The organism is Streptomyces sp. NPDC018029, from assembly GCF_044327655.1.
GTDB lineage: Bacteria > Actinomycetota > Actinomycetes > Streptomycetales > Streptomycetaceae > Streptomyces.
The window spans coordinates 86,523-103,475 of record NZ_JBIRFV010000004.1; the positions used below are offsets into that span (position 1 = coordinate 86,523).

Here is a 16,953-nt window from a genome sequence, read left to right on the forward strand (position 1 = left end):
CCTCCTGAAAGGTTCACGAATGTCCAATGGTTCATCGGGGCACTTTTCCGGACACGGAAAGGCCGAATTCGACATACCGGCCGCCTTCGCCGGGAGAATATTGCTCGCCGAGGCGTGGGGCCGGAAGTTCGGGCAGGGTTTCTCGATCCACGGCGACCGCACCGAGGGCGACATCACCCGAAGGGAATTCGTCGGCGAATCAGGGTGGGGGAACGAAAAGGCTCACCTTGTGATACCGGCCGAATGCCATCGGCTCTCCATATCCAAGGGAGTCGGCAAGCCCGGGCGCTGGAACGTATCTCTCGGAGAGTTGTCCGATGCGCCCGAGCTGGCGGCCGACAACTCGGGAACCACTTCCCGTATCTACGCCTATCACGGGGAAAAGATCGAGGCGGATGTGGATTTCGAACGCCACGGGGCCGTGTGGCTCTACGACTTCACCTGGCAAGAGGAACGGAAGCTGATCGAGCACAGAGACAAGTTCCGCGGAACGATCGTGATACCGGGCCCCGGTCTCGTCGCGGTGAGCGGCGGCCACGGGGGCGCCTTGCGGTGGGGATCTCTGGCCAAGTGGAGACTGACTCTGCGCGGGGAGTGAGGGGCCGCTCCGCGGTCAGCGGGTGCTGATGCTCCAGTGCTCGGCGTACAGCAGGAGGTAGCCGGGCCCGGTGACCGTGATGGTTTCATGGGTGTGATCAGGGGCGGAGAGCACCCTGCCCGTGGTGTCCGCCGGCCCGAACAGGGTGAGGGAGCCCGCGTATTTCCCCTTGTTCCATGTGATGCGGAGACGCTTTGTGGTGCCTTCGTCGATCCGCAGTACCCACGGCCCTTCCCCGGACATCTCGCCGGCTACAGGCTCGACGTCCTGCTCGGCCAACCGCCGCGCCTTCCAGCCGCCGACACCTGTGAACGTGGCGTCGCTGCTATGACGGTACAGCCGGATGGAGTTGTGGTCCGGCGGCACCACGACCCGTCGGCGGTCCCGACCCCACAGAGTGGCGGTGTACCCGACTTTCTGCGTCGTCTCCGTACGCCGGACGACGTGCGCGGAGAGCTGTGCTCCGAAGACTCCGCGTATCTCCAACGGAATAGGGGCGGTGTCGCCGGCCTCTCGGACGAGGATTTCGCGGCTGCGCCAGGATTTCCACTGCTGTTGCGGGTCTTTCACGAGCTTCCTCCCCTGTTCCACGCTGTCCGGCAGATCATCGCCCGCAGGGCCACGCCGCGGGAAGGTCAAAGGAAGATCACGGCAGGATCAGGCGAAGAAAGCCGCCAGTTGTTCCGGAGACGGCATGGAGGGTTCGGGGGCCGGGGGCCGGTCGGGGTGGGCGGCGTCCGGGGGCTCCGTGGCCGGGGGGCGGGTCGTGTGCGGGCGCGGGAGGGGCTTCGGCGGGTCCAGCGGGTCCGCGTCCTCGTCGCGGTTGACCGTGGCGAACATCCAGTTCGCGTCCGCCAGTTGGTCCACGACATGGGCGAGCAGATAGTCGCCGACGGACCACTCCGCCGCCTCGCCCTCCGTCTCCCGGGCCACCGCCCCGTCCCGCGGAAGGTGGCGGATCAGGACCGCGAGGCGGCGGGAGGAGAGGCTGCCGCGGTGCCAGTCCAGGAGGTCGAGGCCGTAGAAGCGGAGGAGGTCGGCCTCCAGAGCCTCGGCGTGTTCGTCGACGAACACGCCGAGGCTCAGCCTTCCCCCAGGCCGAGCCCGGTCTCCTTGCCGTACGCCTCCAGGATCGCCGCGATGTCCTGCATGGTGACCTCGTGCCGCTCGAAGCGGGCGTACTGCTCCTCCCCCAGGAGGAGTTCGAGCAGACCGTCCACGTCGTTGTCGTCGAGGTCGCGGAGCTTGCGCGCGGTGGCGCGGGTCAGTTCGGTCGGCAGCTCGAAGCTGTCGGAGTCGAGCTCGAAGGTCCAGGCCCGGCCGAGCGCTTCGAGGCGCTGGGCGCGGGCGGCGTTGACGTTGAAGCCGGACACGGGTGTCTCCTTCGGCAGGGCGACGCCCGGCCGTGCTGGGGGCACGGGCCGGGCGTCGCTCGGATCCTAGACGGTCGCGCGCAAGCGCAACCGGCGATTTCGCGCAATCAATCAGGTGGGCAGCAGGGCGGGTTGCCCTTGCCGGTCACGCATACCGGCTTACGAGTACGACGTGGCCAGTTCCTTGATGCGGAAGCTCGCCAGCGGCGCGTTGTCGTCCTTGGCGAGTGCCGTGAAGGTGACGCCCAGCTTCACCGCGCCGGTGCGGGTCAGACCGATCTCCTCGGTCTCGGTGACCTGACCGCGCGGCACCACGAAGCGGTACTTCGACGCGCCGTCCGTGAACTCGATGCCGAGCGCCCGCTCGTCCGGCGCCGGGGTGTTGGCGAGGTCGTACGTGAACTCCTTGAACTCGTCCCCGGCCAGCGCGTCGAGCGTCGCGGGCGGGGTGGTCGCCGCCTTCACCTCGCCGCCGCCCATGAAGAAGGCGAGGTTCGCCTTGTTCAGCTGCAGCAGCTGGAACTTCACGGTGAGGTCGCGGTCGGAGTAGATGAACCGCGCCGGGCTCACGGACTGCCAGGTGTCGACCGGGTCGATCTTGTCCTTCTTGTTGAACTTGATGCCGTCGGTCGTGGTGTAACCGAGGTCGGTCCACTTCGCCTTGTCCCAGTCGGTGGCGATGGTGGCCGGCGCGTCGGTGCCGACGGGCGCGATCAGGACGCGTCCGGTACCGGCGACGCGGATTTCCTTGCCGTTGTTGCCTGCCATGCGTACTCCTCAGGACTCTGAACGGATACGACGAAGGCCCCGCCGGGATCGGCAGGGCCTGTGGTGCGCGGGCGGACGGTGGTTGCTCACTCGGGGCGGATCGAGATCCGTACCGTCGACAGATAGCGGCTGCCCGCCGGGCGGTTGTAGTCGGGCAGCCAGCGCGGCCCGTCCGCCTCGGCGACGTCGGTGACGACGGCCCCGCCGTACGAGGTGCCGGCCAGTTCGAGCACACAGGCACGGGCGGCGAGGGAGATGCCGTGCGCGGTGGACTTGTCCGGGCCGTACACCTCGAAGTCGAGCAGCGGCTGGTCGAGATGCCGGTCGTCGACCCACGCGCCGCCGACGCGGGAGACGAGGACGGCCTTCTGGGTGCCGTCGAACCCGGCGGGCGGCTTGTTGTCGACGACCGAACCGGCGAGCTCCGCACGGTTCTTGAGGAAGTCGACGACGAGCCGTTCCGCGTCGGGAAAGGTCAGGATGGACACATGGACACTCCCTGTCATCAGAAGGGATCCCTGTCATCCGGAGGGATGAGCGCGGGCAACACAAAGCGGCAGGTCCGCCGCCCCGGTGTGGGGCGCAGCTCTGCCGCTGCTTCAAGTGTGATCCAGGGCCTCGTATCCCGCAACTGAGGTTGTGACGGGGTGGGTTGGGGCTGGTGGGGGTACGCAGAGAGGGCCCCGCACCATCCGGTGCGGGGCCCTCTGCACTGCGTCTCCGTAGGACTACGTCTGCGGCCGCGTCGCCCGCACTCCCCTGACGGAGCGCTCGGCGGCGAACACGTCCTCCAGGCGGTACATCGCCCGCCGCCCCTGCCGCCCCGCGGCCTTCAGATGGCCGAGCTGCACCCACTTGCGGATGGTGGCGGGCGAGACGTCGGCCTCGGTGGCGGCGAGGTCTCCCGAGATCAGCGGCGTGTTCATGCCTTCTCCTCCCCTTCCGGGCCGTCCAGTTCGCCCAGCTCATCCAGTACGTGTCGGCAGGGCGGATTCACGCACATCGCGACCCCGCGTTCGGGAAAGGCGCGCAGCGACACGGAGCCGCAGGCGGGACAGCGGCCGGGCAGCCGGACCAGCTGTTCGGGGTCCCCGAGGGCGCGGGCGCAGCGACGGGCCATGCGGCGCGTCTCCTCCTCGACGTGGGCCGCCAGGTCGGGGATGTCCCGTACGGCATCGAGGAGTTCGGCGAGCCGGCGCAGGCGGACCGGCACCGGGGCCGCCGTGATGCGGCGCAGGCCGAGCCGGTCCCGTACGGCCTCCTCCAGTTCGACCACGCCGTCACCGATGTCGCGGAGGGCGTCGGAGACGTAGAGGCGGACCGGCGCGACAGCGGACGCGGCCGGGCCGCCGCCCCGCACCTCGCGGAACGTCCGCCCCGTGCCGGGCGCCAGCTCCTCCAGGAGCAGGGGGTACCGGCGGCGCAGGGAGTCGATCCAGAGGGCCGCGCGTTCGGCGGCGGTGCTCGTGGTGCTCATCACGGCCTCCCCGCGGCGGACTTGCGCGGCTTGACCTCGCGGCCGTTGCGCCAGAGGCGCCCGCCGCTGACCCCGTCGAACCAGGTGTGCGAGGGATCGACGATGGCCTCGCACTCGCGCCGGATCGGACACTGATTGCAGGCGCGCAATACCGGTGCCGCCTCGGCGGGGCTGCGGGTGAAGACGTACTGCTGTGGGAGATCCACGCAGGCGGCGTTTCGGCGCCAGTCGAGAGCTTCGTCCGAACGTTCCCGGGTGTCTCGTGTGTCAGGAAACGCGCTGTTCAGAGTAGGTGCGAGGAGAACAGTCCGATGAGACATGCGCAGCCCCTCCGCGGGTATGCGAACATAAGTTCGAGTCGTGGATGCGTGATCAGAGTTCCACGCTGCGTGCGCATGCGCAACTAAAAACGGAGGGGTGTGGGACGGGAGAGGAAGTCGGAGATGGCTGAAAACGCGTACGCCTGCGCGGGATCTTCACAACAACGTGCGAGCGCGCGCATATTTCGGTGCGCGCGCGATCGGTACGCTCGCCCTGCGACGAGGGGAGAGCGACGACATGGTGTCCAGCTCACGGGCCAGCGCCCGCAGCGACCAGGTGTACCGATCCGGACCCGGACCCAGACCCGGTTCCGGCCACGGCCACGGCCCGGGCCAAGGCCGGGAGAGCGGCAGAGAGAGTGGCCGGAACCGGGCGGACGAACTGGACGAGTTCGCCGAGTGGATCGAGGGCGTGATGCGCGAGCGCGGCTACGACATCGACAGCCCGCGCGGCGGCGGCAAGTCGAAGCTGGCGGACGACGCCGGCGTGCACCGGGCCGCGGTCAGCCGCCTCATCCAGCGGCAGAGCATGCCCGACCTGGAGACGATGCGACGCCTGGCGACGGTGCTCGGAGTCCCCTTGCGGGACATGCTGATCCGCTCCGGCCGGCTCTCCGAGAACGACCTGCCGATCGCGGGCGCCCGGGGCGGTGACACCGACGCCCCCCGACTGCTCAGCCCCGAGGAAGCGGCCCGGAAGATGGGGATTCCTCCGGAGTTGCAGGCGGTCTTCGTGAGAGTCACGAAGGCGTTTCTGCCGCAGGTCGAGTAGTCGAACAGCAGGGGGCCGACATACGCAGCCCGGGCGCAGAGGGAGTGCGAACATGCCGACTGACGAAGCGGAGGGGCCGTCCGGCGGCGCACGTCGTCGCGGAGCGGGACACCACGGCACCGGGCACCACGGTGCGGGACGCCACGGAGCGGGACACCACGACGTCGTGAGGGAGACGACCGCGGCGGAGGAGGTGGCCTACCTCGTCGGCGGGCTGCTGATCGAACTCGGTTCGAAGATCCAGGAGGCCGGGATCGACGGCGTACGGATCCTCACCGAGGAGGAGGCGCAGCAGACCCAGTTGCGCTGGTTCCGCGAGGGCTGGGCGGAACACGCCCGCGCGACGGAGCACGCACGGGCGGCCGACGCGGAGCACGGGGGCCGGACCGGGGCCTGGGCCGGGGCCGGAGCCCGGGGCGGACCTGGCTCCAGGGATGGAGAGGCGGCCGGCCACGACGACGCCGATACCCGCGCCGACACCGATACCCGTGCCGACACGGACACCAGCGCCGGCACCGGTACTGGCACCGGCACCGATGCCCGCCCCGACGCCGACACCCACGCCTGCCCCGACAGCCATGCCTGCCCCGACACCCGCGCCGACGCCGACACTCACACCGACGCCGATACCCACGCCGCCGCCGACACTCACACCGACGCCGACGCCCACACCGACGCCGCTACCCACCCCACTACCCATCCCACCGCCGACACGAGGCCGTCACCCGACTCCTCCGCCCGGCTCCTCCACTTCCCCGCGGGCCCCCGAGGCACCCACCCCCTCCCCATCGTGGGCACGGACGACGCCCGCGGCACGCGGGACCTGATGGCACACCGGCCGCGCAGGCGCCGCGACGACGCTCCGAAGCGCCCGCGATCCGGGCCGGGGCCCGGTCCCGGTCCCGACCCCGACGACCAGGACTGAACACTCGTACAACCTCCGTGCCCCCACGAAGGTCTTCTGTGCGCCGAAGCGCCCCGATCAAGGGCCGCCAGGCAAAGGCGCCCGAATCGCGGGCGTCCCGATTTCCGCGCAGGAGAACCCGCATGCCCAAGATGTTCCGTACGGTCCTGGCCGGTGCCGCCACGGCCGCCCTGACCGGATCCCTCCTCGCCGCCACGGCGGCCTCGGCCGGTGCCGCGCCCGCCGACGGCCCGGACGAGGTACGCGCCGACTTCAACGGCGACGGCTACGGCGACCTCGCGATCTCCGCGCCCCTCGGCACCGTCTCGGGCAAGTCCGGCGCCGGTTACGTGGCCGTCGTCTACGGCACCGCGAGCGGCCTCGACACCACCAAGCGCACCCTCATCAGCCAGGCCACCACCGGCATACCCGGCACTCCGGAGAGCAGCGACTACTTCGGTGACCGGATGACCACCGGCGACCTCGACGACGACGGCTACACGGACCTGGTCGTCGGCGTGCACGGCGAACAGCTCGGCAGCACCGGCGACTCCGGCGCGCTCACCGTGGTCTGGGGCGGCTCGGGCGGCCTCAAGACGGCGACCGACATCACCTCGCCGCTGCCCGAGAACCGCAACGAGCTGGGCTGGGCCGTGGCGGCGGGCGACTTCGACGGCGACGGCAAGACCGATCTCGCCGCGGCCAACAACGCCTCTCCGGGGCTGAACATCTTCAAGGGCCCCCTCTCGCGGGACGGCAAGGCCGCGGCCCTCACCGGCATCGACACGTATGACGCGACCGGCATCAACACCGACAAGCTCGTCGCCGGTGATGTCAACGGCGACGCGGCCACCGACCTGTTGATCATGGGCCAGGAGGAGAACGGCGACGGGTACCGCACCCGCAGCGTCCTCTACAAGGGCGGTACGACGCTGAAGCCGGCCGGCAAGGTCGCGGGCGGCTACGCCGCGACGGTCGCCGACGTGAACAAGGACGGTTACGGCGACATCGTCACCGGCAACTTCATGGAGAAGGCCACCGACGAGCCGAACGGCGGCCCCGGCGGCGCGGTCACGGTGACGTACGGCAGCGCGACCGGCCTCAGCACCCGTACCCCGGTCCGCATCACCCAGGACACGGCGGGCGTGCCCGGCGCCGCGGAGAAGGGCGACGCGTTCGGCTGGAGCCTGTCCGCGGGCGACACCAACGGCGACGGCTACGCGGACATCGCGGTCGGCGCGTACTCCGAGACGCTGGGCAGCGCGAAGAAGGCCGGTTCGGTCGTCGTCCTGCGCGGCTCCGCGAGCGGCCTGACCGGGACGGGCGCGAAGGCGTTCTCGCAGAGCACGGAGGGTGTGCCCGGCACCGCGGAGTCCCAGGACTTCTTCGGGTCCTCGGTACGCCTGACGGACGCCGACGGCAACGGCCGTGCCGAGCTCGTGGCGGGCGCGTACGGCGAGAACGACGGCGCCGGTTCCGTCTGGCTCTTCAAGACCACCGCGTCCGGCACGACCGCGACCGGCTCGAAGTCGGTCAGCGGCACGGGGCTCGGCGGCCCGGCGGGCCTTTCGTACTTCGGAGACGTACTCGCGGGCTGACGGCGGCCCGCCACACCCCCGAGCTGCCCGGGCCCCTGCCCCTGCCCCTATCCCTGTGTCACGTATCCTCCCCATTCGCCCGCCCGAAGCGCATGAAGAGGATGAACAGCTGGTGTCACGCCTGGTCGTCCGTCTTGCGGCCCGGTGCGGGGACGCGCTGCTCCGGGAGTGGCGGAACGTCGTCGTAGAGCCGTTCCGCGCACTCCGGAAGCGCGGCCCCCTGGGGGTCTCCCTGGCCGCCCTCGCCACCCTCGCCGTGATCGGTCTGCACGAGTTCCAGCAGACCGGCACGGGGGCCGGTGTGGTGCGTGTGCTCAGTGAGGTGCGGGCGGACCAGCCCCTCTGGCTCTCCCTGCTCCGCACGCCCGTCTCGGTGTTCGTGCCCGCGGTGGACCTGCCCGCTTGGGGCGGGCTGCCCCGGCTGTTCCTGGCGTTCGCGCTCGCCGAGCTGCTCTTCGGGCGCGTCCGCACGCTGGTGGTCGCGTACGCCGTCACGCTCGCCGGGACCCTCTCGGCGCGCGTGATGATCGCCCTGGGACCCGACCGGCTCGGGCTCCCCGCCGACGCCGCGCACACGGTGGACACCGGTGCGTCCGCGGCGATCGTCGGCCTCTTCGCCTACACGGCCGTGGCGCGGCGGGCACCGGTCCTCTTCCTCGCCGCGGTGGTCCCGACGGTGGCCGGTTCGCTGGCCGACCCGAACCTCGCGGGCCGCGAACACCTGGTCGCCGTGGCCGCGGCGATACTCCTCGCCGCCCTCTGGCACCGGCCTGGGCGAATCGTTTCGCCGGACGGGGAACGGCCGATGTCAGTGCCCGCTGACACAATCGACGGCAGTCGATCAGGAGGTCGGGCATGGCAGTTCTCGACGCGGAGGACCCACTTCTCGACGCGGAGGACCCGCTGGCCGTCGAGGTGACCGGAGCGATCCGTTCCGGTGACGTGAGCGCCCTGCGGCGCCTCCTCGCCGCGCATCCCGGACTCGCCGCCACGGGAATCAGACAGACCGGCGAGGCCGCGGGCATCCGCAGCCTGCTGCACCTCGCCACGGACTGGCCCGGGCACTTCCCCGCGGGCCCCGAGGTCATCGCCGTCCTGGTCGCGGCGGGCGCCGACCCCGACGCCCGGTTCGTCGGGGCGCACAGCGAGACACCCCTGCACTGGGCCGCGAGCAACGACGATGTAGCGGCGCTCGACGCCCTTATCGCGGCGGGCGCGGACATCGAGGCGACAGGGGCGGTGATCGCGGGCGGCACCCCGCTGGCCGACGCCCGCGCGTTCGGACAGTGGCGGGCGGCCCGGCGACTCCTGGAGCACGGAGCCCGGACGACCTTGCAGGACGCGGCGACGCTTGGCTTCCTCCCCCGCGTGACGGCCCTGATCGAAGGCGGCCCCGAAGGGACGGGGACGAGGACGGCGACGGGAGCGGCAACGGGAACAGAACCCGAAACAAGACCCGACCCCGCCGCCATCACCAGCGCCTTCTGGGGCGCCTGCCACGGCGGGCACCTGCCCACCGCACGCTATCTGGCGGAGCACGGAGCCGACCTCAACTGGATCGGCTACGACGGCATGACACCGCTGGACATCGCCACCGCCCCCGGCGCCGGCCCCGGCGCCGAGGACGTCGCACGGTGGCTGCGCACCCAAGGCGCCAGACACCGCAGCGAGTTGACGCCCGGAGAGACGCCATGACCGACGGAGCCCGGGGAGACGTCCTCACCACCGCCCGTCTGACCCTGCGCCCCATAGAGCGGGCCGACGTCCCGTCGGTCTCCCGGCTCTGGACGGACCCCGAGGTCCGCCGCCACCTCGGCGGCCCCGTGGCCGAGGACGTGGTGCGCGAGCGCGAGCGGCGCTGCGTGGGGGCGCCGGGCGTCCTCTGCGTCGTACGGACGCGGGACTCAGCGGTGGTCGGCCTGGTGACCGTGGAGCCCGCGGCACGCCAGGGTCGGACAGAGGTTTCGTATCAACTGCTGCCCGAACACTGGGGATTCGGGTACGCCCGCGAGGCGGTGGGCGCGGTCGTGGCACGGACCGTGAACGGAGCGGGGAGCGACAGCACCGCGCCCCACGACGTCGTCGCGGTGACCCAGGAGGCCAACTCCCGCTCCCGGCGGCTGCTCGAAGCGCTCGGCGCGGAGCCGGTCGAGCGGTTCGTGGAGTGGGGCGAGCCGCAGGTCCTCTACGCCTTCGCGGCTCCGCCAGCCGAGGCACCCAAGACCGCGGCACCCGGGACCGCAGCCGGCGGCCCCGTCCTGCGTTCCCCCGGACGGCAGGGGGGCTAGTACCACCCACGAAACACCACGTCACCGTATGCCGCCGGACCCGCGGATCCGGGAGCGTAGAGGACGTCCGCACGGCACGCCCGCACGGCACGTCCCCTCTGCCCCAGCCCTCTCCCCACCGCGACGCTTCGAGGCCACCATGAGCACCAGCACCCTGCCGCACACCCCCTCGGCTCCGGCTCCCGCCGGGGCGTACGTCTCCGCCAAGAGGCCCGGATTCTGGCGTGCGCCGTTCTCTGCCGTCACGTTCCGCGAGATCGGGTACGTCATGACCTCGCTGCCCGTCGCGATCGCCGGGTTCGTCTTCGCCGTGACCATGATCTGTCTCGGCGCGGGCCTGCTCGTCACCGTGCTCGGGCTGCCCGTCATCGCCGCGGCACTCGCGGCGGCGCGCGGGCTCGGTGCCGCCGAGCGACGCCGGGCTCGCACAGGACTCGGGCTCGACGTCGCCGGTCCCGGACCGGTCGACGCGCCCCGGGACGCGGGCCGCCGGGCCGGCGTGAGGGCCCGGCTCGGGGACGCGGCGGGCTGGCGGGCGCTGCTCTTCCAGGTGCTCATGTTCCCGTGGCGCGTAGCGAGTTTCGTCCTGTCGGTGACGTTCCTCGTCACCGGCTGGGTGGTCGCGCTCTTCCCGACGTACTCCTGGGTCTTCCACCGCTACGTCGGCTGGCCCGGCTACCGCCTCTACGACTTCACGTCCGGCGGCGAGCGGCACGCGTACTACATCACCTCGCCCGCCCAGATCGCGGCGGTCTCCCTCATCGGCGCCGTGCTCGTCCTTCTCACCCCGAAGCTGGTCCGCGCCCTGACGAGCGTCGACCGCGCGGCGGTCCGCTCGCTGCTCGACTGAGCCGCTGGACCCCGTCACCCCTTAGGCGAAGGCTCCGGTTCCGGTGGGGCCGCGTAGCAGCGCAGGGTGACTCGTTGGTCCGGGCCCCACTCCTGTTCCACGACGGACAGCAGTTGCCAGCCCATGCGTTCGTAGAGCGCGGCGGCCGCTGTGTCGGTGGAGACGACGTCCAGGACCGGATGCAGTCCGCGCGTCCGCGCCTCCCGCACGGCTCGTCCCATCAGCAGGGCGCCGATGCCGTGCCCGCGTGCGTCCGGTGCGACGAAGAGGCGGCTGACGACCGCCGCGCCGACGGCCCCTACGCCCGCGCGCTCGCCCCACAGGCCGGGGGCTTCGTCCCCCTCACCCGGGTGGGACAGGCCGACATGGCCGACGACCCGCCCGTCGAGCTCGGCCACCCAGGCGCCTAGCGAGCCAGCCCCCTCCAGCCAGTCCGCGGGATGGGCAGGCCAGTTGACGGGGTAGCCGTCCGACTTGTGGACGCCCGCGAGCACACCGACGCACGCCTCCAGGTCGTTCTGGCCCGCACGTTCCCTGACCCGGAGCACCGGATGTCCGTCGGCCGCGTCGGCGGCACGGTCTCGCTTCATCGCAGCATCGAACCACAGCGGCCGGTACGGCGCGTATCGCATTCTCAGGTCGCCTCCTCACGTCGCCTTCTCAAGGCGCCGTCCGGCCGCAGTGGTTGGAGGTGTCCCGGTCAGGCGAGCGTGACCAGGTCCTTGTAGTCGGGGCTCCACAGGTCCTCGTCGCCGTCCGGCAGCAGCAGCACCCGGTCCGGGCGCAACGCGTCGATCGCGCCCTCGTCGTGCGTGACCATCACGATGGCCCCCGGGTAGGTGCCGACGGCGCCGAGCACCTCGTCCCGCGACGCCGGGTCGAGGTTGTTCGTCGGCTCGTCGAGCAGCAGGACGTTCGCGCCCGAGTGGACGAGCCCGGCCAGCGCGAGCCGCGTCTTCTCACCGCCGGAGAGGACCGCGGCGGGCTTGTCCGCGTCGTCCCCGCCGAACAGGAACGATCCCAGCACGCGCCGCACCTCCCCGTCCGTCAGCTGCGGCGCCGCGTCCGCGAGGTTCTCCCGGACGGTCCTTGCCCCGTCCAGCGTGTCGTGCTCCTGCGCGAAGTACCCGAGCCGCAGCCCCGGCCCCGCGACGACCCGCCCCTCGTCCGGGAGTTCACACCCGGCCAGCAACCGGAGCAGCGTCGTCTTCCCCGCGCCGTTGAGCCCGAGGACGACCAGCCGGCTGCCCCGGTCGACCGCCAGGTCGACGCCCGTGAGGACGCGGTGCGAGCCGTACGCCTTGGTCAGGCCGACCGCGCCGAGCGGCATCCGGCCGCACGGCGCGGGCTCGGGCAACCGGATCCGCGCCACCTTCTCGCCCCGCCGCACCGGCTCCGTCCCCGCGAGCATCCGCTCGGCCCGCCGGTCCATGTTCTTCGCGGCGGTGGCCGTCGCGACATGGGAGCGCATCTTGTCGGCCTGGGCGCGCAGCGAGGCCGCCTTCCGTTCTGCGTTGGCGCGCTCCCTCACACGCCGTCGCTCGTCTGCCGCGCGCTGCGCGAGATAGGCGTGCCAGCCGGTGTTGTGCACGTCGATGGCCGCGCGCCGGGGGTCCAGGTGGAAGACGCGGTTGACCGTGTCGGCGAGCAGCCCGGTGTCGTGGCTGATGAGCACGAGTCCGCCCGGATATCCCGCCAGGTAGCCGCGCAGCCAGGCCACGGAATCGGCGTCGAGGTGGTTGGTCGGCTCGTCGAGGAGCAGGGTGTCGTGCTGCGAGAACAGGATCCGCGCGAGCTCGACGCGGCGCCGCTGGCCGCCCGACAGGTCGCCCACGGGCTGGTGCAGGGCGCGCTCGGGCAGCCCGAGCCCGGCGGCGACCCGCGCGGCCTCCGCCTCCGCGGCATAGCCGCCCCGCGCCTGGAACCGGTCGTCCGCGCGGGCGTACGCGGCCATGGCCCGCTCCTGTGCCGCGGGGCCCTCGGCCGCCGCCATCGCGGCCTCGGCGGTGCGCAGCGCGGTGACCGCCTCGTCCAGGCCGCGCGCGGACAGGATGCGGTCGGTGACGGTGACGGCGGGGTCGGCGGCGCCCGGGTCCTGGGCGAGGTGGCCGACGGATCCGGTGCGGGTGACGGTGCCCTCGGCGAGGGTCGCCCGGCCCGCGAGGATCTTCATCAGGGTGGTCTTGCCGGCGCCGTTGCGACCGACCAGGCCGACGCGGTCGCCCGGGGCGATGTGGAAAGAGACGCCCGACAGCAGCAGGCGGGCACCGGCGCGCACGTCGGCGCCTCGTACGGTGATCATGAGGTAACGCTCCGCAATAGCAAATGGACACACGGGTGGCGTGGAGGCGTGTGTCCTGGCTAGGAAATGCGGGGCGTAGACATGCCTTCCACGGTAACGAACCCCCTGAAGCACCCGCATCCGGATTTCCTGCGCGCTGCGACGGGCCCGCCCCCGAGGGATCATCGAGCCATGGACGTGACCCTTCACCTCGCACAGGAGCCGGCCGCCGACGAGCTCCTCGGCCGCAGTCCACTGGCGGCGCTGGTCGGCATGCTCCTGGACCAGCAGGTCCCCATGGAGTGGGCGTTCGCGGGGCCGCACACGATCGCTGTGCGCCTGGGGGCGGATGACCTCGACGCCCAGGAAATCGCGGCGTACGACCCCGAGGCCTTCGCCGCGCTCCTCGCCACGAAACCGGCCGTGCACCGCTACCCGGGCTCGATGGCCAAGCGGATCCAGCAACTCTGCCAGTACCTCGTCGAACACTACGAAGGCGATCCCACGGCCATCTGGCAGGACGCCGCCACCGGAGACGAACTCCTCAAGCGCCTGAACGACCTCCCTGGCTTCGGGAAGCAGAAGGCCCAGATCTTCCTCGCCCTCCTCGGCAAGCAGCTGGGCGTACGCCCCAAGGGCTGGCGGGAGGCCGCGGGCGACTACGGCGCCCCCAAGGCGTACCGCTCGGTCGCGGACATCACGGGCCCCGAATCGCTCCGGAAGGTCCGCGCCCACAAACAGGAACTGAAGGCCGCGGCAAAGGCCTCGTCGACGAAGACGACGAAGGCGATGAAGACGACGAAGGCGACGAAGGCGACGAAGAAGTAGCGGCTCTCCCCGCCCGCGGCCGTAGTCCAAGCGAGCGGATCTCGGCGTACGGCGGTCCGCGCGCGGCGCGGGCGGGGACATGCCCTGCATGAGCGTTCCGGATCCGCCACGCCTGCGCCCCACGTGGCCCCGCGCACTGCTCACCCTCCTCGCGCTCCTCCTCGCCACGCTCGCCGCCGCCCCCGCCGCCCAGGCGGGCCCGCCTCCTCCGGCCGCCCTCGCCGCGGAGATCGGCGGCGAGGTCCAGCAGGACGCCACCGAGACGGCGCTGCGTCTCCCCACCCGGCACGCCACGCGCCTGCCCACCGCGCGCCCGCCCGCCCCGGTTCCGGCCCGGCGCCTCACGCCGCCCGCCCCGCGCCCCCGCGGCCTCCACCCCCACGTCCCGACCCCGCGCACAGCGGTCCTGCGCTGCTGACAGGGAGGCGCACGCCCTCCCACCCCGCCAGCACCAGCACTCCAGCGCAGATCGAAGGACGTTCCCATGCCCATGGACCCCTACGCGGCCCTGCAAGCCCTCCTCCGCGCGGAAGCCGCGCGCACCGCACCCCACGAACCCGCCCGCCGCCCGGCGTCCGCCGAGCAGGACGAGGACCACCACCGTCAGCGGGACCCGCAGCAGCACCAGCACTCAAGCGACGCCTGATACGCGCAAACGCAGGCGCAGACGCTCAAGGCCCCCCGCCGGTCAGCGTCTGCGCCGAGCCGTCCCGAACACCGAGCGCGAGATCTCCCGGCCGATCTGCGTCCCCATGGACCGCAGCAGGGACTTGAACATTCCGCTCTCCATCACCTGCTCCACGACGGAACCGGACCCGGACTTGGACCCGGACTTGGCCCCGGGTCCGGACCCGGGCCCGGACCCCTGAGGTGCCGACCCCGGGGACGCCTGCCGAGCCGTCAGCTTCTCGTACGCCGACTCGCGGTCGACCGCGTCCGCGTACCGCTCGTACAACGGCGACGACCGCACCGCCCTGGCGAGCGCTTCCGCCTCCACGGGGGCCATCAGCGACTCGGGGGCCCGCAGCCGCGTCGCCGCGACCGGGGTCGGTGCGCCCTTCTCGCTGAGCACGGTGATCACGGCCTCGCCCGTACCGAGGCCGGTCAGGACCTCCTCCAGGTCGTACGCCGAGTCGGGAAACGTCCGTACCGTCGCCTTCAGCGCCTTCTGGTCATCGGGAGTGAACGCCCGCAGCGCGTGCTGTACGCGGTTGCCGAGCTGTCCGAGCACGTCCGCGGGCACGTCCTTCGGCGTCTGCGTCACGAAGAAGACGCCGACGCCCTTGGACCGGATCAGCCGCACGGTCTGCGTGACGGCTTCGAGGAAGGCCTTCGAGGCGCCGTTGAAGAGGAGGTGCGCCTCGTCGAAGAAGAAGACGAGCTTCGGCTTCTCCACGTCGCCCACCTCGGGCAGGTCGTTGTAGAGGTCGGCGAGCAGCCACATCAGGAACGTCGAGAAGAGGTGCGGCTTGTTCTGGACGTCGGCCAGCTCCAGGACGGACACCAGGCCACGCCCGTCCGGCGCCAGGCGCAGGAACTCGCCCGTGTCGAACTCCGGCTCCCCGAAGAAGTCGGCCATTCCCTGCGCCTCGAAGGCGGTGAGCGCCCGCAGGATGACGCCGGCCGTGGCGGACGAGAGGCCGCCGATGCCCTTGAGCTCCGGCTTGCCCTCGTCGGAGGTCAGGAAGGTGACGACGGCCCGCAGGTCCTTCAGGTCGACCAGTTCGAGGCCCTTCTGGTCGGCGTAGTGGAAGATCAGGGCGAGGGACTGCTCCTGGGTCCGGTTGAGCTGGAGCACCTTGGAGAGCAGTACGGGGCCGAAGCTGGTGACGGTGGCCCGGACCGGGATCCCGGTGCCGATGCCCCCGAGCGCGTAGAACTCGCTCGGGAATCCGGTCGCCCGCCACTCCTGCCCCACGTCCCGCGCCCGCTCCGCGACCCTGTCGCCCGCCTCGCCGGGGGCCGAGATCCCGGAGATGTCGCCCTTGATGTCGGCGAGAAACACGGGCACGCCCCGCGTGGCCAGCTGTTCGGCGATGAGCTGCAGGGTCTTCGTCTTGCCCGTGCCGGTGGCGCCGGCGACGAGGCCGTGGCGGTTGAGCATGGGGAGGGGAACGCGGATCTGCGCGTCGGCGTGGCACCGCCCGTCCCACAGCAGCGCGCCCAGTTCGAGGGCGGGGCCCGCGAAGGCGTATCCGGCGGCGATCTCCGAGGCCTCCCGGGGCAGCGAGGCCCCGGTGTCGGCGCTCCCGGCCGCACCCTCGGAATTCTTGCTTCCGCTCGTCACTCCCCCGGCCGGCGGAGACTCGTTCGGGCGGTTCGCATGATCCGGCATGGACGGAATCGGCTGGCTCTCGCTCACTTCGGCCCCTGTTCCGGCTGACGTGTTTCCGTTTTGAGCCGATTTAAGGCGGCATTTCCCAGGCTCGCACTCCGTCGCCATGGCTGCGCCCGGAGAGCCTTGCCCGGTAGGCTTTCCGTGTGATCTTCAAGCGCATCGGAAACGGCCGGCCGTACCCCGACCACGGCCGGGAAAGCACCCGGCAGTGGGCGGACGTCGCGCCGCGCCCGGTCCGCCTCGATCAGCTCGTGACGACCAAGGGCCAGCTCGACCTCGAGACGCTGCTCGCCGAGGACTCCACGTTCTACGGCGACCTCTTCGCGCACGTCGTGAAGTGGCAGGGCGACCTCTATCTGGAGGACGGACTGCACCGCGCGGTCCGCGCCGCGCTCCAGCAGCGCCAGGTCCTCCACGCGCGCGTGCTCGAACTGGGCTGACGCCACCCGCTCTCCCGCCCGAGCACCCTCCTGCCCTCGCCCGGGCGCCCTCCCGGCTCCCTCCCGGCTCCCGCCCGGGCGCCCTCCCGCTCTCCGACCCGAGCGCCCCCGGCCCTCG

23 protein-coding genes are annotated in these 16,953 nt (G+C 71.8%); 12 read left to right on the forward strand and 11 right to left on the reverse strand.

Annotated elements, in window-relative coordinates; all coding sequences use genetic code 11:
- Nucleotides 1–19: 19 nt before the first annotated feature.
- Nucleotides 20–598 (forward strand): hypothetical protein, encoded by a 579-nt coding sequence (locus ACH4D5_RS13220; protein ID WP_398301596.1) that lies wholly within the window; start codon nucleotides 20–22, stop codon nucleotides 596–598.
- Between the two features lie 15 nt (nucleotides 599–613).
- On the opposite strand, the gene ACH4D5_RS13225 is transcribed toward ACH4D5_RS13220, so the two are convergent.
- From ACH4D5_RS13225 to ACH4D5_RS13260, 8 genes are all read right to left on the reverse strand, one after another.
- Nucleotides 614–1,168 (reverse strand): hypothetical protein, encoded by a 555-nt coding sequence (locus ACH4D5_RS13225; RefSeq protein WP_398301598.1) that lies wholly within the window; start codon nucleotides 1,166–1,168, stop codon nucleotides 614–616.
- An 87-nt stretch (nucleotides 1,169–1,255) separates the two neighbouring features.
- Complete coding sequence (locus ACH4D5_RS13230) at nucleotides 1,256–1,672, reverse strand: hypothetical protein (RefSeq protein ID WP_398301600.1); 417 nt, start codon at nucleotides 1,670–1,672, stop codon at nucleotides 1,256–1,258.
- An 8-nt stretch (nucleotides 1,673–1,680) separates the two neighbouring features.
- A complete protein-coding gene (locus tag ACH4D5_RS13235; protein ID WP_398301602.1) occupies nucleotides 1,681–1,971 on the reverse strand; it encodes a hypothetical protein in 291 nt (96 codons plus the stop codon).
- Nucleotides 1,972–2,130: 159 nt separating this feature from the next.
- Nucleotides 2,131–2,739, reverse strand: coding sequence for a phage tail protein (locus tag ACH4D5_RS13240; RefSeq protein ID WP_398301603.1), 609 nt, complete (start codon nucleotides 2,737–2,739; stop codon nucleotides 2,131–2,133).
- A gap of 86 nt (nucleotides 2,740–2,825) precedes the next feature.
- On the reverse strand, nucleotides 2,826–3,227 hold the full coding sequence (locus ACH4D5_RS13245; protein WP_398301605.1) for a hypothetical protein: 402 nt from the start codon (nucleotides 3,225–3,227) through the stop codon (nucleotides 2,826–2,828).
- Between the two features lie 240 nt (nucleotides 3,228–3,467).
- The gene (locus ACH4D5_RS13250) at nucleotides 3,468–3,665 is read right to left on the reverse strand and encodes a helix-turn-helix domain-containing protein (RefSeq protein WP_398301607.1); all 198 of its coding nucleotides are present in this window, start codon (nucleotides 3,663–3,665) and stop codon (nucleotides 3,468–3,470) included.
- Nucleotides 3,662–4,216, reverse strand: a complete 555-nt coding sequence (locus ACH4D5_RS13255; protein ID WP_398301609.1) for a hypothetical protein — start codon at nucleotides 4,214–4,216, stop codon at nucleotides 3,662–3,664. The genes ACH4D5_RS13250 and ACH4D5_RS13255 overlap by 4 nt, the downstream gene beginning before the upstream one ends.
- On the reverse strand, nucleotides 4,216–4,422 hold the full coding sequence (locus ACH4D5_RS13260; RefSeq protein ID WP_398301611.1) for a hypothetical protein: 207 nt from the start codon (nucleotides 4,420–4,422) through the stop codon (nucleotides 4,216–4,218). Before ACH4D5_RS13260 ends, ACH4D5_RS13255 begins: the two co-directional genes overlap by 1 nt.
- A 529-nt stretch (nucleotides 4,423–4,951) precedes the next feature.
- On the opposite strand from ACH4D5_RS13260, the gene ACH4D5_RS13265 reads away from it, so the two are divergent.
- From ACH4D5_RS13265 to ACH4D5_RS13295, 7 genes are all read left to right on the forward strand, one after another.
- Nucleotides 4,952–5,308, forward strand: coding sequence for a helix-turn-helix domain-containing protein (locus ACH4D5_RS13265; RefSeq protein WP_398302590.1), 357 nt, complete (start codon nucleotides 4,952–4,954; stop codon nucleotides 5,306–5,308).
- Nucleotides 5,309–5,360: 52 nt separating this feature from the next.
- Nucleotides 5,361–6,233, forward strand: a complete 873-nt coding sequence (locus ACH4D5_RS13270; protein WP_398301613.1) for a hypothetical protein — start codon at nucleotides 5,361–5,363, stop codon at nucleotides 6,231–6,233.
- A 122-nt stretch (nucleotides 6,234–6,355) separates the two neighbouring features.
- The gene (locus tag ACH4D5_RS13275) at nucleotides 6,356–7,810 is read left to right on the forward strand and encodes an FG-GAP-like repeat-containing protein (RefSeq protein ID WP_398301615.1); all 1,455 of its coding nucleotides are present in this window, start codon (nucleotides 6,356–6,358) and stop codon (nucleotides 7,808–7,810) included.
- A 112-nt stretch (nucleotides 7,811–7,922) separates the two neighbouring features.
- Nucleotides 7,923–8,729, forward strand: coding sequence for a hypothetical protein (locus ACH4D5_RS13280; RefSeq protein WP_398301617.1), 807 nt, complete (start codon nucleotides 7,923–7,925; stop codon nucleotides 8,727–8,729).
- A complete protein-coding gene (locus tag ACH4D5_RS13285; RefSeq protein WP_398301619.1) occupies nucleotides 8,666–9,505 on the forward strand; it encodes an ankyrin repeat domain-containing protein in 840 nt (279 codons plus the stop codon). The genes ACH4D5_RS13280 and ACH4D5_RS13285 overlap by 64 nt, the downstream gene beginning before the upstream one ends.
- A complete protein-coding gene (locus ACH4D5_RS13290; protein ID WP_398301621.1) occupies nucleotides 9,502–10,098 on the forward strand; it encodes a GNAT family N-acetyltransferase in 597 nt (198 codons plus the stop codon). The genes ACH4D5_RS13285 and ACH4D5_RS13290 overlap by 4 nt, the downstream gene beginning before the upstream one ends.
- 139 nt (nucleotides 10,099–10,237) lie before the next feature.
- A complete protein-coding gene (locus ACH4D5_RS13295) occupies nucleotides 10,238–10,948 on the forward strand; it encodes a sensor domain-containing protein (protein ID WP_398301622.1) in 711 nt (236 codons plus the stop codon).
- 14 nt (nucleotides 10,949–10,962) lie between these two features.
- Here the strand turns inward: ACH4D5_RS13295 and ACH4D5_RS13300 are convergent, their stop codons facing one another.
- Entirely contained in the window at nucleotides 10,963–11,538 is a 576-nt protein-coding gene (locus ACH4D5_RS13300; RefSeq protein WP_398301624.1) for a GNAT family N-acetyltransferase, read from the reverse strand.
- Nucleotides 11,539–11,648: 110 nt separating this feature from the next.
- A complete protein-coding gene (locus tag ACH4D5_RS13305; protein ID WP_398301626.1) occupies nucleotides 11,649–13,250 on the reverse strand; it encodes an ABC-F family ATP-binding cassette domain-containing protein in 1,602 nt (533 codons plus the stop codon).
- A gap of 171 nt (nucleotides 13,251–13,421) precedes the next feature.
- Here ACH4D5_RS13305 and ACH4D5_RS13310 point away from each other — a divergent pair, with 171 nt between their 5' ends.
- From ACH4D5_RS13310 to ACH4D5_RS13320, 3 genes are all read left to right on the forward strand, one after another.
- Entirely contained in the window at nucleotides 13,422–14,057 is a 636-nt protein-coding gene (locus ACH4D5_RS13310) for an HhH-GPD-type base excision DNA repair protein (protein ID WP_398301628.1), read from the forward strand.
- Nucleotides 14,058–14,145: 88 nt separating this feature from the next.
- Nucleotides 14,146–14,475, forward strand: coding sequence for a hypothetical protein (locus ACH4D5_RS13315; RefSeq protein ID WP_398301630.1), 330 nt, complete (start codon nucleotides 14,146–14,148; stop codon nucleotides 14,473–14,475).
- A 66-nt stretch (nucleotides 14,476–14,541) separates the two neighbouring features.
- Nucleotides 14,542–14,703, forward strand: a complete 162-nt coding sequence (locus ACH4D5_RS13320) for a hypothetical protein (RefSeq protein WP_398301632.1) — start codon at nucleotides 14,542–14,544, stop codon at nucleotides 14,701–14,703.
- A 42-nt stretch (nucleotides 14,704–14,745) separates the two neighbouring features.
- Here the strand turns inward: ACH4D5_RS13320 and ACH4D5_RS13325 are convergent, their stop codons facing one another.
- Nucleotides 14,746–16,392, reverse strand: a complete 1,647-nt coding sequence (locus ACH4D5_RS13325) for a helicase HerA-like domain-containing protein (protein ID WP_398301634.1) — start codon at nucleotides 16,390–16,392, stop codon at nucleotides 14,746–14,748.
- A gap of 146 nt (nucleotides 16,393–16,538) precedes the next feature.
- On the opposite strand from ACH4D5_RS13325, the gene ACH4D5_RS13330 reads away from it, so the two are divergent.
- Nucleotides 16,539–16,835: a type II toxin-antitoxin system VapB family antitoxin gene (locus ACH4D5_RS13330; RefSeq protein ID WP_003955420.1), complete on the forward strand. Its 297-nt coding sequence runs from the start codon at nucleotides 16,539–16,541 to the stop codon at nucleotides 16,833–16,835.
- Nucleotides 16,836–16,953 lie beyond the last annotated feature (118 nt).